At 72.8% G+C, this 14299-nt stretch carries 13 protein-coding genes and 1 riboswitch; of the genes, 6 read left to right on the top strand and 7 right to left on the bottom strand.

The features are described 5' to 3' along the window. The first annotated feature begins 21 nt into the window (after window positions 1–21). Together recO and QTQ03_RS12095 are read left to right on the top strand one after the other, a co-directional pair. Window positions 22–843: a DNA repair protein RecO gene (gene recO / locus QTQ03_RS12100; protein ID WP_289278095.1), complete on the top strand. Its 822-nt coding sequence runs from the start codon at window positions 22–24 to the stop codon at window positions 841–843. Between the two features lie 32 nt (window positions 844–875). Then, complete coding sequence (locus QTQ03_RS12095) at window positions 876–1652, top strand: isoprenyl transferase (protein WP_289280788.1); 777 nt, start codon at window positions 876–878, stop codon at window positions 1650–1652. Window positions 1653–1882: 230 nt separating this feature from the next. Here the strand turns inward: QTQ03_RS12095 and gnd are convergent, their stop codons facing one another. The 4 genes from gnd to QTQ03_RS12075 form a co-directional block, all read right to left on the bottom strand. Further along, window positions 1883–3328, bottom strand: a complete 1446-nt coding sequence (gnd, locus tag QTQ03_RS12090) for an NADP-dependent phosphogluconate dehydrogenase (RefSeq protein ID WP_289278094.1) — start codon at window positions 3326–3328, stop codon at window positions 1883–1885. Between the two features lie 556 nt (window positions 3329–3884). Further along, window positions 3885–4685 carry an energy-coupling factor transporter transmembrane component T family protein gene (locus QTQ03_RS12085; RefSeq protein WP_289278093.1) on the bottom strand — a complete coding sequence of 267 codons (801 nt, stop codon included), beginning with the start codon at window positions 4683–4685 and terminating at the stop codon, window positions 3885–3887. Window positions 4686–4716: 31 nt separating this feature from the next. Further along, complete coding sequence (locus QTQ03_RS12080) at window positions 4717–6132, bottom strand: ABC transporter ATP-binding protein (RefSeq protein ID WP_289278092.1); 1416 nt, start codon at window positions 6130–6132, stop codon at window positions 4717–4719. 98 nt (window positions 6133–6230) lie between these two features. Then, window positions 6231–6818, bottom strand: a complete 588-nt coding sequence (locus tag QTQ03_RS12075) for an ECF transporter S component (protein WP_289278091.1) — start codon at window positions 6816–6818, stop codon at window positions 6231–6233. Window positions 6819–6895: 77 nt separating this feature from the next. Next, a riboswitch (TPP riboswitch) is annotated at window positions 6896–7000 on the bottom strand. Between the two features lie 165 nt (window positions 7001–7165). On the opposite strand from QTQ03_RS12075, the gene QTQ03_RS12070 reads away from it, so the two are divergent. The 4 genes from QTQ03_RS12070 (at window position 7166) to QTQ03_RS12055 (ending at window position 12091) form a co-directional block, all read left to right on the top strand. Beyond that, window positions 7166–8224 carry a permease gene (locus tag QTQ03_RS12070; protein ID WP_502889748.1) on the top strand — a complete coding sequence of 353 codons (1059 nt, stop codon included), beginning with the start codon at window positions 7166–7168 and terminating at the stop codon, window positions 8222–8224. Beyond that, complete coding sequence (locus QTQ03_RS12065; protein WP_289278090.1) at window positions 8221–8982, top strand: TIGR03943 family putative permease subunit; 762 nt, start codon at window positions 8221–8223, stop codon at window positions 8980–8982. Before QTQ03_RS12070 ends, QTQ03_RS12065 begins: the two co-directional genes overlap by 4 nt. Window positions 8983–9010: 28 nt before the next feature. Then, the gene (locus tag QTQ03_RS12060) at window positions 9011–9835 is read left to right on the top strand and encodes an alpha/beta fold hydrolase (protein WP_289280786.1); all 825 of its coding nucleotides are present in this window, start codon (window positions 9011–9013) and stop codon (window positions 9833–9835) included. Window positions 9836–10087: 252 nt separating this feature from the next. Next, complete coding sequence (locus tag QTQ03_RS12055; RefSeq protein ID WP_289278089.1) at window positions 10088–12091, top strand: acyl-CoA dehydrogenase family protein; 2004 nt, start codon at window positions 10088–10090, stop codon at window positions 12089–12091. Window positions 12092–12337: 246 nt separating this feature from the next. On the opposite strand, the gene QTQ03_RS12050 is transcribed toward QTQ03_RS12055, so the two are convergent. From QTQ03_RS12050 to QTQ03_RS12040, 3 genes are all read right to left on the bottom strand, one after another. Further along, complete coding sequence (locus QTQ03_RS12050; protein WP_289278088.1) at window positions 12338–12943, bottom strand: hypothetical protein; 606 nt, start codon at window positions 12941–12943, stop codon at window positions 12338–12340. Window positions 12944–13049: 106 nt separating this feature from the next. Beyond that, window positions 13050–13376, bottom strand: coding sequence for an ArsR/SmtB family transcription factor (locus tag QTQ03_RS12045; protein WP_289278087.1), 327 nt, complete (start codon window positions 13374–13376; stop codon window positions 13050–13052). A gap of 37 nt (window positions 13377–13413) precedes the next feature. After that, window positions 13414–14298 carry a metal ABC transporter permease gene (locus tag QTQ03_RS12040; RefSeq protein WP_289278086.1) on the bottom strand — a complete coding sequence of 295 codons (885 nt, stop codon included), beginning with the start codon at window positions 14296–14298 and terminating at the stop codon, window positions 13414–13416. Window position 14299: the final 1 nt, after the last annotated feature.

The following is a 14299-nucleotide window of genomic DNA, read 5'->3' as shown; positions in this document are numbered from 1 at the left end:
ACCCCGAGGGAGAATGACCCGATGGCCGGGTACCGCCGACAGCTCTACCGCGACGACGCGGTGGTGCTACGTGTGCAGAAGCTCGGCGAGTCCGACCGGATCATCACGCTGCTCACCCGCCGGCACGGGCGGCTGCGGGCGGTGGCTCGCGGGGTGCGGCGTACCACCAGCAAGTTCGGGGCCCGGCTGGAGCCGTTCGGCCACGTCGATCTCCAGCTCGCCGGTGACCCCACGGGAAACCAGGGCAGCTCGCTGCACACGGTCAGCCAGGTCGAGGGGATCGAACTGTACGGCAAGCGCCTCCTCGGCGACTACCCCCGCTACACGGCGGCCAGCGCGATCTGCGAGACCGCCGAGCGGCTCACCCCGGTGGAACGGGAGCCGTCGCCGCGGCTGTTCCAGCTCACCCTCGGTGCCCTGCGGGCCCTGGCCGGCGGGGTGCACGCCACCACGCTGGTGCTGGACGCGTACCTGCTGCGCGGCATGGCTCTGGCCGGCTGGTCGCCGGCGCTCGGCGCGTGCGCGGTCTGCGGCACGCCGGGACGGCACCGGGCCTTCTCCGTCCCCGCCGGGGGCGCGGTCTGCCCGGACTGCCGTCCGCCCGGCGCCGCCCACCCGGCGCCGGCCACGATCGACCTGATGTCCGCGCTGGCCACCGGCGACTGGCGGGTCGCCGACGCGGCCGAGACCGGCGTACGGCGGGAGTGCAGCGGCCTGGTCGCGGCGCACCTGCAGTGGCACCTGGAACGCGCGTTACGCTCGCTGCCACTGGTCGACCGGGGTGCTCCGGCGGCCGGGGCCGCTGCACCGCCATCGGACGCGAGCAGAAAGAGAGTGGAGTGATCCGACCGACGAGGAGCACCCGGCGCGAGCCGGTGCCGCCGACCCCGCACCCGTCTGGCGCCCGCCCGCCGGCGCTGCCGCCGGAGGCGCTGCCGCGTCACGTCGCGGTGGTGATGGACGGCAACGGCCGGTGGGCCAAGCAGCGGGGCCTGCCCCGCACGAAGGGACACGAGGCGGGCGAGTTCTCCCTCTTCGACACCATCGAGGGCGCGATCGAACTGGGTGTCCCGTGCCTGTCGGCGTACGCGTTCTCCACCGAGAACTGGCGGCGATCGCCGGACGAGGTGCGTTTCCTGATGGGCTTCAACCGGGACGTGATCCGCCGCCGCCGGGACCAGCTCGTCGACCTCGGCGTCCGCGTCGTCTGGTCCGGGCGGGCCGGCCGGCTGTGGAAGAGTGTGATCTCCGAACTGCAGATCGCCGAGGAGATGTCCCGGGGCAACTCGACGCTGACCCTGCAGTTCTGTGTCAACTACGGTGGGCGGGCCGAGATCGCCGATGCCGCCGCCGCCATCGCACGGGACGCCGTGGCCGGTCGGCTGGACCCGGCGAAGGTCACCGAGAAGACCATCGCGAAGTACCTCTACCACCCCGAACTCCCCGACGTGGACCTCTTCCTGCGCCCCTCCGGCGAGCAGCGCACGTCGAACTTCCTGCTCTGGCAGACCGCGTACGCTGAGCTGGTCTTCCTGGACACCCTCTGGCCGGACTTCGACCGCCGGCACCTCTGGTACGCCTGCGAGTTGTACGCCCAGCGGGACCGCCGGTTCGGCGGCGCGCTGCCCAACCCGGTGGCACCCACCACCTGACGTACCCGCCCCGCGGGGTGCGCCTGGGCGAGAGATCGGAGCGCTGGCCGCCGGGAAGCCCGTACCGGCCTGGGCGTCCACCGAGACTGGGCAGCGCGCCTGGTGACCCGCGGCGCGGCGAGATCCGCGCCGCTTTGTGGCGTGGGTCGAAGCAGAGCACCTGGTGCCGTCAGGTGTCCGGCCGCCGGCTCGGGCCGGCGGCCGGACAGACACCTGGCGGGGCGGCGCGCTCAGGCGTCGACCTCGCGGCGGTCGGGCGTGGCCCACAAGGTGTGGAAGGAACCGTCGCGGTCCACCCGGCGGTACGTGTGGGCACCGAAGTTGTCGCGTAGGCCCTGGATCAGCGCGGCCGGCAGGCGCTCCGCGCGCAGGGCGTCGAAGTAGGCCAGGGACGACGCGAACGCCGGTGCCGGCACCCCGGCCCGGGCCGCCTCGGCGACCACCCGCCGCCAGCTCGGCACGCCGTCGCGGACCGTGTCGGCGAACCACGGCGCCACCAGCAGGGTGGTCAGGTCCGGCTGGTCGTCGTACGCCTGGCGGATCCGGTCCAGGAAGCGCGCCCGGATGATGCACCCGCCTCGCCAGATGGTGGCGGTGCCGCCCAGGTCGATGTCCCAGTCGTACTCGGCGCTGCCGGCACGGATCTGGTCGAAGCCCTGGGCGTACGCGACGATCTTGCTGGCCAGCAGTGCGCGCCGCACGTCCTCGACGAAGGTCGCCCGGTCGTCGACCCGCCATGCGGTGCCGTCGGCGGGGAAGGCTTGGCGGGCCGCCTCCCGCTGGCCGGCGTGACCACTGAGGGACCGGGCGAACGTCGCCTCGGCGATGCCGGTGATCGGGATGCCCAGGTCGAGTGCGCTCTGCACGGTCCAGCGACCGGTGCCCTTCTGCTCGGCCTGGTCGAGCACCACGTCGACGAATGCCCGGCCGGTGCTCGCGTCGGTGTGCCCGAGCACGTCAGCGGTGATCTCGATGAGGAAGGACTCCAGCTCCCCGGTGTTCCACTCCCGGAAGATCTCCGCGATCTCCGCCGGCTCGGCGCCCAGACCCGCCCGCAGTAGGTCGTACGCCTCGGCGATGAGCTGCATGTCGGCGTACTCGATGCCGTTGTGGACCATCTTCACGAAGTGCCCGGCACCGTCCGGCCCGACATGTCGGCAGCACGGCTCGCCGTCGACCTGCGCGGCGATCCGCTCGAAGATCGGCCCGAGCTTGCGGTACGACTCGGCCGATCCGCCGGGCATGATGCTCGGCCCGCGCAGCGCCCCCTCCTCACCGCCCGAGACGCCGGTGCCGACGAAGTGCAGCCCCTGCTTGCGTAGCGCCTCCTCGCGCCGCCGGGTGTCGGCGAAGTGGGCGTTGCCGCAGTCCACGATGATGTCGCCGGCGTCGAGCAGCGGGACGATCTCGTCGATGACCGCGTCGGTCGGCCCGCCGGCCTTGACCATGACGATCACCGCCCGGGGTCGCTCCAGCGCGGCGACGAAGTCGGCCAGCGACTCGGCGGGCACGAACCGCCCCTCGTCCCCGTGCTCGGCGACGAGACTGCGGGTACGCTCCGGCGACCGGTTGTGCACCGCCACGGTGAATCCGTTGCGGGCCAGGTTCCGGGCCAGGTTGCGGCCCATCACCGCCAGCCCGGTCACCCCGATCTGGGCCCTTGCCTGTTCGACCATCCGCTCTGCCGCCCTTCGCCGTCAACATCCTGCCGTTGCGACCGTATCGCGGTGCCCGCCGACCGGTGCAGGGTCGTCGACAGCCGGTAGCCCTGGGCACGCGTCCGGTGCTGGCGGCGGGCCGAACCCGGTGCCGTCGCGCTCCGCTGTCGGCCCCGGAGGAGTCCTGGAGACCGCCCGGCGGCGCGGGACGGGAAGGCGGTCGCACCGCCGGACCAAATCGGGTGCGGCGGTCGGTCCGGCCGGGTAGCGTGCGGGCATGCGCATCTGACGCCCCATCTGTCGAGCCGGTCCGCCGCCCCGCGCCGCGGTCCGCGTGCTCCCGGGCGTCCGCATTCACCCTCCGCCGTGACGGCGGTGTCCGCCGTCGACCCGGGCAGCAGTTCCGAATCCGACCGACCGTCCCCGCGACGGTCCCGACCCGTGGACCGCGGATCGAGGTTCACAGATCAAGGAGGCACCGGATGGCTGCCAGGCGCAATCCGAAGAAGCCCCATACCACCCGACCCACCCCGCCGGTGGCGGACCTGACCCCGGTCAACCTCGACTCGGCCGGTCAGCCGACCAGCGGACGGAAGGTGCCGAGCAGGACGCTGGCGGTCAGCGCGGCACCCGCCAGGGCAGCCGCGCCGGCGACCAGGAACGCGTCGGCGAGTCCGAAGTGCTGGCGCCGTGCCACGGTACGGCCGGTGGCGGCGTCGAAGCCGCGGGCGTCCATCGCCACCGCCAGTCGGGTGCCCCGCCGGATCGCGCCGACCAGCAGCGTGAACGCGGTCGAGGCGAACAGGCGCAGCCTGGCCAGCGGGTCACGGCCGGCGTCCACGCCCCGGGCCCGCCGCGCCATGCTGATCGTCTGCCACTCCTCGCCGAGCAGCGGCACCAGCCGGAACGCGGCCAGCGCGCCGTAGGCGAACCGGGCGGGCGCCTTCGCGTTCTGCACCAGCGCGTCGGCCAGGTCGGTCGGGTCCGTGGTGGCGACCACGATCACCCCGGGCAGGGCTACCGCGAACATGCGCAGCACCAAGCCGAGCGTGGTCAGCAGCACGCCGGTGGTCACCACCGCCGGCCCCGCCTCGACGAGGACGCGGCCGGATCGCTCGGCGGCGAAGAGCACCATCGTGGCCAGGATGCCGCCGCCACTCGCCAGCAGCGGCCACGCTCGCCGGGTGAGCGTTCCCAGGCGTACCCCGAACAGCGGTAGCACGGCCAGCTCGACGGCGATGGCGATGGCTGGTGCCACCGGGTCCAGGGTGGCGATGAGGGCGGTCGAGAAGACCAACGCCGCCGCGAGCTTCGCCACCGGGTTCCGCCGGGCCAGGGGCGCGCCTGGTCGGGCGACGGGTTCGAGATCGGTCACGACCTCTCCTCGCGTGTTGCCGTCGGACGGGTCATCGGCGTTCCAGGAGTACCTGGCGGTCGGCCAGGGCCGCCACGAAGTCCATGTCGTGCGTCACCGCGGCCACGGCGTGCCCGGTGTCCCGTAGTTCGGCGAGGAGGTCCACCAGTTCCCGCCAGGTCCTCCGGTCCTGCCCGAAGGTGGGCTCGTCGCAGATCACCAGGCGGGGCGCGGTGGCCAGGGCGGTCGCCACGCTCAGTCGCCGTGCCTCGCCACCGGAGAGGGTGTACGGGTTCGCCGCGGCCAACGACGTCAGCCGCAGCCGGTCGAGGAGGCCGTCGACCGTGGCGCGGACCTCGGGCTCGGGCCGGCCGGTGCGGCGAGGGCCGAGTGCCAGCTCGTCGAACACCGTCCTGGTGACGAACTGGTGCTCCGGGTCCTGGAAGACCGAACCGATCCGGCGGGCCAGCGCCGCTGCCCGCCAGCGGTGCGGGGGAGTGGCGGCGTCGTCGCCGGCCAGCGCCGCGGTGGCGGTGGCCCGTCCCCGGCCCGGCTTGAGCAGCCCGCCCAGCAGGAGTGCGAGGGTGGACTTCCCGGTGCCGTTGGGGCCGCGGACGGCGAGTACTTCGCCGGCGTGTACCGCCAGGTCGACGGTGCCGAGCCGGGGCGGCAGGCCGAGCCGTTCGGCGGTGAGCAGTAGGTCGCCGGCCGGCGTTGTGGCCCGTCGGGGTGGCACCGGGCGGCCGGGCACCCAGACCCCGTCCTCGGCGAGGGCGTCGCCGTGCGCGCCGAAGACGGTCTCCGGCGTGCCGTCGGCGCGGACGCCGCCCCCCGGTTCCAGGACGACCACCCGGTCCACCAGGGGCAGGGCGTCGGCCACCCGGTGCTCGACGAGAAGCAGGCTGGTGTCCTGGTCGAGTGCCTGGGCCACGGCACTGCGGACCAGGTTCGCGCCGGTCGGGTCCAGGTTGGCGGTGGGCTCGTCGAGCAGCAGCAGCCCGGGTCGCAGGGCGAGTGCCCCGGCCAGCGCGAGGCGCTGCTGCTCGCCGCCGGAGAGCGCGGCCGTGGGGCGGTCCCGGTGGTACGGGAAGCCGACCCGGCGCAGCGCCTCGTCCACCCGGGGCCAGATCTCGTCGGCGGGCACCCCGCGGTTCTCCAGCCCGAACGCGACGTCGTCGCCGGAGCGCGCCATCACCAACTGGCTCTCCGGGTCCTGGAAGACGACGCCGACCCGCTCCCTGGCTTTGCGCGGGTCCAGCCCGTCGATCTCGACGGTGCCTTCCTGCTCGCCCGAGTCCTCCGGCAGCAGCCCGGCCAGCGCCGCCAGCAGGGTGCTCTTGCCCGCCCCCGACGGACCCAGCAGGAGCACCCGTTCCCCGTGCCCGATCCGCAGGTCGACCCCGCGGACCGCCCAGCGTCGCCGCCCGGCGTGCCGCCACCCGAACCCTCGCAGCGTGACGGCGCTCATGGCCATCCCAGTCCCCACCCCACCTCACTGATCGTGAAGTCTGCTGTGCCGAGGGGGGCCCAGATCGCCGTCAACTTCATGATCAATGGTGTGGGCGGTCAGATGGTGGCGCGGTCGCGGCCGGCGGGGAAGCGGTCCAGTGCTCCGGTGCCGGCGAGGGCGCGAGTCAGGGACCAGGCGCCGATGCCCGCGACGACGGTGGCGCTGAGGACGGTGATCACGAAGATTGGCAGTCGCACGTTCCACAGGTCGAGGGCGGCGTAGTACCGGATCTGGTCGAAGATCGCCGCCGCCAGGCCGGCGAGGGCGCCGGAGAGCAGGGCGGCGGGCAGCCGGAACGAGTGGTACCGGAAGGCGGCGAAGCCCAGCTCGGCACCCACGCCCTGGAACGCCCCCTGGAGGATCGCCATGGTGCCCCACTGGCTGCCGAGCAGGACCGAGACGAACGCGGCCAGGAACTCGCAGTAGAAGGCCGCGCCGGGCCGGCGGATCACCAGACCACCCAGTGCGCCGGGGAGCAGCCAGAGGCCGTAGAGGACCGACTGCGCCGGCGGGAAGAAGGCGAAGGCGCCCTCGGTGGCGGTCCAGACGAAGCCCCAGGCCCAGAAGATGACGCCGAAGGCGACGGCGATCACCGAGGCGACCACGATGTCGACGGTCCGCCACCGGGTGTCGGCGGGTTTCATGGTGGTTCCTCCCAGTCCTGCTGCCGCGAACCAGGAGACGACGCACGCCGCGCCCGGCTTGGCCGGACGGCGGCGCGGCTGGAGGTCGACCGAACTTCCTGCGCTGGCATTACCCAGATCAGGTTCGAGGGTCTGCGGGCGTGCCCGCACTCTCAGCGACGTGCGCTCCCCTGTCGGATGTGACGTTGTCCCGCCGACGCTAACACCCCTGAAGATCACCCAGCAAAGTGATCTTCCGGCAGGCCGGCGCCCGGGTGGGGGGTCACCTCGTGGATTCCATCGACGGACCCTGTTGCGGGCCGGTAGTCTCAGGCCGCCGGTCCGCCACCTGGCAGAGGGAAGGGCACGTGACACCGGAGAAACCCGACGACGCCGCACCGGTCGGCCTGGCCGTACCGGAGGCACCGCCAGCGACGGGGCCGGCGCCGGCCGGCGACCGGCCGCGACGGTGGCTGGGGGACCGGATCGGATCGGTCGAGATCCTCGCCGCGCTGCTGGTGCTCTTGATCATCGCCCGGGAGTCGCTCGCCGGAGCGCTCGCCACGCCCCGATTGCAGACCTGGACCACGGTCTTCGTCTCGGTCATGGTGCAGGCGGTGCCGTTCCTGGTCTTCGGCGTGCTGCTCTCCGCGGTGATCGCGGTTTTCGTACCCCGGTCGTTCTGGGCCCGGGCGCTGCCGAAGCATCCCGCCGCAGCGGTGCCGGTGGCCAGCGCGGCCGGCGTGGTGCTGCCCGGCTGCGAGTGCGGATCGGTGCCGATCGCCGGGTCACTGATCCGACGGGGCGTCACCCCGGCCGCCGCCCTGGCGTTCCTGCTCGCCGCGCCGGCCATCAATCCGATCGTGCTCACCGCAACCGCGGTCGCCTTCCCGAACAACCCGGAGATGGTCGTCGCCCGAGGTCTGGCCAGTCTGGTCGTCGCGATGGTGATGGGCTGGCTCTGGCTGCGGCTCGGCCGTACCGACTGGATCCGGCTACCGCGTCGGCCGGAGCTGGACGACGCCTCCCGGGGCCGGGCGTTCTGGGCGGCGGTCCGGCACGACGTCACGCACGCCGGCGGCTTCCTCGTCCTCGGCGCGATGGCCGCCGCCAGCATCAACGTGTTGGTGCCCGAGCGGTGGTTGCAGACCCTCGCCGACAACGCGGTGCTGTCGGTGCTGGCGCTGGCGGTGCTCGCCGTTCTGCTCTCCATCTGCTCCGAGGCGGACGCCTTCGTCGCGGCCTCGCTGTCGCAGTTCTCGCTCACGTCCCGGCTGGTGTTCCTGGTGGTGGGGCCGATGGTGGATCTCAAACTCATCTCGATGCAGGCCGGAGTGTTCGGCCGGCGGTTCGCGCTGCGGTTCGCGCCGGCCACCTTCGTGGTGGCGGTGGCGGTCGCCGTCGGCGTCGGGGCGGTGCTGTTGTGAACCGCCAGGCGCAGGCCGTCGTCCTGCTGCTGCTCGGCGGCGCGGTGATCCGGGCCAGCCTCACCGACCTCTACCTCAACTACGTGAAGGAGGGGCTGCGCCCCTTTCTGGTCGCCGCCGGGGCGCTGCTGGTCGCCGTCGCGGTCATGACCCTCTGGTACGAGCTGCGCCCGGCTCGCCGGGTCGCCAACGCCACCGTCGCCCCGACCGGGGGTGGCGGCGCGCACGACGGGCCCGACCACGACGGGCACGGGCACCACGAGCCGCGGGTGGGCTGGCTGCTCATCCTGCCGGTGCTCGGTCTGTTGCTGGTAGCCCCGCCGGCACTGGGCTCCTACGCGGCCGGCCAGGCCGGCACCGCCCTCTCCAGCCAGCAGCAGCCCTCCGACTACCCGCCGCTGCCCGACGGCGACCCGGCGCGGGTGAGCGTACTCGACTACGCCTCCCGGGCGCTGTTCGACAAGGGTGCGTCCATCGGGGACCGGCGGGTCCAGCTCATCGGCTTCATCACCACTGGCCCGGACGGGCAGCCGATCCTCGCGCGCATGGTTCTCTCCTGCTGCGCCGCCGACGGCCGTCCGGTCAAACTGGGCATGATCGGTAACGCGCCCAGCGGCCTGGCCGACGACAGCTGGGTCGAGGTGACCGGTCGCTACAGCGACCGGGTCGTGCGCGACCCGGTGAACGACGCCGAGATCCCGTACCTCGACGTCGAGTCGTGGCGGCAGGTGCCCGCCCCCAAGCGGCAGTACGAGTGATCGACCGGGGCGGGTAGGCATGTCGATCATTCGGCTCGACGCCCGGGGGTTCACCTTCGACGTACGCTCCGGTGGCCCGGCGGACGGTCCGGCCGTGCTCCTGCTGCACGGTTTCCCGCAGCACGGCGGGGAGTGGGACGACGTCGTACCGGCCCTGCACGCCGTCGGGTTGCGAGCGTACGCACTCGACCAGCGCGGATACTCGCCTGGCGCCCGGCCGGCGGCGGTCGAGGCGTACCGGCTGGCGGAGCTGGTCGCCGACGCGGTGGCCGGGCTGGACGCGCTCGGCGTCGAGGCGGCGCACGTGGTCGGGCACGACTGGGGGGCCGTCGTCGGCTGGGCCCTGGCGGCCGGTCATCCGGAGCGGGTGCGGACGCTGACCGCGGTCTCCGTGCCGCATCCCGCGGCGATGGCGCACGCGCTCGCCACCGACCCGCGGCAGAAGGCCCGCTCGGCCTACATGCTGCTGTTCCGGCAGCCCGGCAAGGCGGAGAAGGCGTTGCTGGCGTTCCACGCGACCGGGCTGCGGTGGTTGCTGTCCGGCGTCGGTGGCGCCGACCGGGTCGCCCGGTACGCCAGGCCGATGCGCGACCCGGGCGCACTCACCGGCGCGTTGAACTGGTACCGGGCCATGTCCCGCAGCGACCTGGCAGCCGTCGGCCCGGTGTCGGTGCCGACCACGTACGTGTGGAGCGATCGGGACGTCGCGATCGGCCGGACCGCTGCCGAAGCCTGCGCCGCGCAGGTGGCCGGCGACTACCGGTTCGTCGAACTGACCGGGGTGAGCCACTGGATCCCCGATCAGGCGCCCGCGCCGCTGACCGAGGCGATCCTCGCCCGGATCAACGACTGACGTCCCGGTCAACGACTGACGTCCCGGTCAACGGGTGACGCCGGATCCGCCGCGGCGCCTGAGGGTAGGCGCGGTGGGGCATCAGCGTCCGATCGACGTGGACGACGGCCCGCCGTCGCTGGTCGGTGACCGAACGCTCCCGGTCCATGGAATTCGATCTTTACGGAACGCTACCCCTGGGTAACACGCGAGGGTAGCGTGACAGATGTCGAGCACGTCGACGCATCCGGACCGAGGTTCGAGGAGGCAGCCGTGACCACGACGCAGGACAACCGCCCCACGCCGGGAGACACCGGCCCCGAGCAGTCCACCGAGTCCGGCGGGACCGGCCCGCTGCCCGGCGAGGCCGGGCAGGTCTCGGAGAAGGAGGCGCGCCGGGTCGCCGAGGCGGCCCGGGAGTCCTCCTGGGATCGTCCGAGCTTCGGCAAGGAGCTGTTTCTCGGCCGGTTCCGGCTCGACCTCATCAACCCCTGGCCGCGGTCGGCGCCGGAGGACGTCGCACGAGCCGACGAGTTTCTGGGCCGGCTCCGCGGCTTCCTCGCCTCCGACGTGGACGGTGGAGCCATCGAGCGGGACGCAAGCATCCCCGACCAGGTGTTCCAAGGGCTGGGCCGGATCGGCGCGTTCGGCATGAAGATCGACCGGTCGTACGGTGGGCTCGGACTGAGCAATCTGCACTACTGCCACGCCCTGACGCTGGCCGGTTCGGTCAGTCCCGCGATCGGCGCGCTGCTCTCGGCGCACCAGTCCATCGGTGTGCCCCAGCCGTTGAAGATGTTCGGCACCGCCGACCAGAAGCAGCGCTTCCTGCCCAGGCTGGCCGCCGGCGAGGTCTCCGCCTTCCTCCTCACCGAGCCGGACGTCGGCAGTGACCCGGCGCGGCTGGCCACCACCGCGGAGCCGACCCCGGACGGCACCGGGTACAGGCTCAACGGCGTCAAGCTCTGGGCCACCAACGGTACGGTGGCCACTCTGCTGGTGGTGATGGCCCGGGTGCCGGCCGGCGAGGGGCGGCGGGGCGGAATCACCGCCTTCGTCGTCGAGGGTGACTCCGAGGGCATCACCGTCGAGCGGCGCAACGCCTTCCTCGGCCTGCGCGGCCTGGAGAACAGCGTCACCCGTTTCCACGACGTGTTCGTGCCGAAGGAGAACGTGATCAGCGGTGAGGGCAAGGGCCTGAAGATCGCCCTGACCACGCTGAACACCGGACGTCTGTCGCTGCCCGCGATGTGCGTCAGCGCCGGCAAGTGGGCACTGAACGTGGCCCGGGAGTGGACGGCCGAGCGGGTCCAGTGGGGCCGGCCGCTCGGCGAGCACGAGGCCGTTGCCCAGAAGCTGGCGTTCATCGCCGCGACCACGTACGGCATGGAGACCATGCTCGACCTGTGCTGCCTGCTCGCCGACGACGATCGGAACGACATCCGGATCGAGGCTGCGTTGGTCAAGCTCTACGCCAGCGAGATGGCCTGGCGGATCGCCGACGAACTGATCCAGATCCGGGGCGGGCGCGGGTACGAGACGGCCGATTCCCTCGCCGCCCGCGGTGAGCGTCCGGCCGCCGTCGAGCAACTCCTCCGCGATCTGCGGATCAACCGCATCTTCGAGGGTTCTACCGAGATCATGCATCTGCTGATCGCCCGGGAGGCGGTGGACGCGCACCTGTCCGTGGCGGGCGACATCATCGACCCGGATGCGGGGCTCGGCCGCAAGGCTCGCGCCGGTGCCCGGGCCGGCGCCTTCTACGCGAAGTGGCTGCCGACCCTCGCGGTCGGTCGCGGGCAGGCGCCCGGGGCGTACGCCGAGTTCGGTCCGCTCGCCGGTCACCTGCGCCAGGTGGAGCGCTCCTCGCGGAAGCTGGCCCGGTCGACCTTCTACGCGATGTCCCGATGGCAGGGGAAGATGGAGCGTAAGCAGGCGTTCCTCGGCCGGGTGGTGGACATCGGCGCGGAGCTTTTCGCGATGTCGGCGGTGTGCGTCCGTGCGACGGCCGAACGCGACACCCGCCCGGAGAACGTCGAGCTGGCCGACCTCTTCTGCCGGCAGGCGCGGGTCCGGGTGGAGGCACTCTTCACCGCCCTCTGGGAGAACACCGATTCGATCGACGTGGCGGCCGCGAAGCGGATCGTCGCCGGTCGCTACACCGCCCTCGAGGACGGTGTGATCACGCCCGCGGCCGACCTACCGTGGGTGGCCCGTTGGCGGCCCGGCCCGTCGACCGCCACGGACGTCCGTCGCCGCATCCCGCCACCGAACTAGGGTCTACTGCCGCAGACGCTCGTCATCCGGTGGGCTCGTGATGTCGGTGGGGAGCGGTATTCCTGAGAGGCATATTTATGCCTCTCAGGAATACCGCTCCCCAAACAGGTTGTCCTCAGTGGCTTGGTCCAGCGTCAGTGGTGGCGCCGGTCGGTACCCCGCGAGGATCAGGCCGTTCAGCACGGCGCGAATCACGGCGCGAATCACGGCGAGAACCAGGGCAGGCGGTGGCCGGAGCGGGCACGGTCAGCGTTTCCCACGCAGGCCGAGGTGGTGCAGCTGCAGGGCGGCCAGGGCCTCGACCGCCTCGTCGTCGCCGCGCCGCCACGCCTCGGCCACGTCGGGGGCGATCCGGGTCAACCGGCCCAGCGGCTGGGTGGCCAGGGCCCGTAGGGCGAGCAGGTCTCGGCCGGCGGGCGCGGTGGCCAGTCTGGCGGCGGCACTGGCACGGCGCATCCAGCGCACCCGCAGCGGCAGCCAGCCGAGGAGCACCACCCCGAGCGGGAAGATCAGCACAGCGACGGCGAGCGCCAGAGCGAGCTGGTCGACCAACTCCTGCTGTTCCCGACCGGCCTCGGCGAGGGACCCCGCGGCGCCAGCCGCCCGCGCGAACGGCGCGGTCAGCTCGTCACCGACCAACGGGACCCGGCCGACCGCACCGCCGGCCTCGGCCAGGTTGTCGGCCAGGCCGTCGCCGGCGTCCGCCAGCTTCTGCCCGGGTACGGCGAGCGCCCGCGCCAGGTCGTGCAGCCAGAGCGCGCCGCGCACCGACAGGTACACCCAGGCGACGACGAGCAGGTCGGTGAGCAACTGACGGGTGGCGGTCGAAGAACGATCGGCATAGATTTTCACGTCGGCCAGCGTGCCACGTCGCCGTGCCCGGGGCACCCCGTGAACGTCACGGGCGGCTGGGCGCGGACGACGACGTGACCGGCGGTGGTGGGAGAGGAGCGCCGGCTCAGGGGTGGGTGGTCGGCGCGGCGGTGACGGTGCCCTCGCCGGCGTGGCTCACCGCGTCCGCCACGATGTGCGCGACGTGCTCGTCGACCAGCGCGTACGCGATCTCGCGCCCCCGCCGTGAGCCGCGCACCACGCCCGCGCCGCGCAGCACCCGTAGGTGCTGGGAGACCAGCGGCTGCGGTGCGCCGAGCTTGTCGACCAGCTCGTGCACGCACCGCTCGCCGTCGCCGAGTTCGTTCACGATGGCCAGTCGGATCGGTGCGGAGAGGGCGCGCAGCAGCTCACTCGCACCCTCGAAGGCGTCGTAGCCCGATCCGCTGTTCACCGTGTAACGGTAACCAATTCCGGGCGCGTACCGCTGATCAGGATCGGTGCAGCACGACCTCGTGTGGCTCGGTCTCCGGCGCGGCGACCGGCGTACCGGCGGCCAGCCTCCGGCGCCGCAGCACCCGCCAGCCCGCGCCGCCGAGCGCCACCACCGCGAACGAGGCGATCGCCATCAGCACGACCGACGCGCCGGGGGCGGTGTCGGCGTTGGCGGCCACGTACACGCCGGACCCGGCGGCGAACAGGCCGAGCGCCATCGCCGCCCCCATCGTGCTGCGGAACCCCCGGGTCACCTGTTGGGCGGTGGCCACCGGCACCACCATCAGCGCGCTGATCAGCAGGACGCCGACCGCGCGCATCGCGATCGTCACCGTCACCGCGGTCGCGACGGCGATCAGCAGGTTGAGCGCCCGGACGGGCAGGCCGGAGACACGGGCGTACTCCTCGTCGTGACAGACCGCGAAGAGCGCCGGGCGCAGCGCCAGCATGGTGACCAGGATCGCCGCGCCGAGCACGGTGATGGTGGTCAGGTCGCCGGGAGAGATGGTGATCAACGAACCGAAGAGGTACGCGTTGAGGTCTGCGCTGGTGCTGCCGGAGAGCCCGACGAGCATCACCCCGCCGGCGATGCCGCCGTAGAACAGCAGCGCGAGCGCCAGGTCGCCGGAGGTGCGTCCGCGCGCCCGCACCATCTCGATGGCGACGGCGCTGAGGCTCGCCACGATCACCGCCACCAGCACCGGGGAGCGGTTGAGCAGCAGGCCGGCGCCGACACCGGTGAGTGCCACGTGCCCGACCCCGTCGCCGATCAGCGCCAGCCGGCGCTGCACCAGGTAGATGCCGAGCGCCGGGGCGGCCAGGCCGATGACCAGCGCGCCGATCAGGGCGCGTTGCATGTACGGGTACTGGAAGAGTTCCATG

Source organism: Micromonospora sp. WMMA1363 (assembly GCF_030345795.1).
Classification (GTDB): domain Bacteria; phylum Actinomycetota; class Actinomycetes; order Mycobacteriales; family Micromonosporaceae; genus Micromonospora.
The sequence above is the reverse complement of the archived record's forward strand: the minus strand, read 5'-3'. Positions and strand labels throughout refer to the sequence as shown.

Excerpts from the sequence above, each read along its gene's own strand:
- recO (WP_289278095.1), top strand. The coding sequence starts at position 22 with ATGGCCGGGTACCGCCGACAGCTCTACCGCGACGACGCGGTGGTGCTA.
- gnd (WP_289278094.1), bottom strand. The coding sequence starts at position 3,328 with ATGGTCGAACAGGCAAGGGCCCAGATCGGGGTGACCGGGCTGGCGGTG.
- QTQ03_RS12075 (WP_289278091.1), bottom strand. The coding sequence starts at position 6,818 with ATGAAACCCGCCGACACCCGGTGGCGGACCGTCGACATCGTGGTCGCC.
- QTQ03_RS12040 (WP_289278086.1), bottom strand. The coding sequence starts at position 14,298 with ATGGAACTCTTCCAGTACCCGTACATGCAACGCGCCCTGATCGGCGCG.
- QTQ03_RS12080 (WP_289278092.1), bottom strand. The coding sequence starts at position 6,132 with ATGAGCGCCGTCACGCTGCGAGGGTTCGGGTGGCGGCACGCCGGGCGG.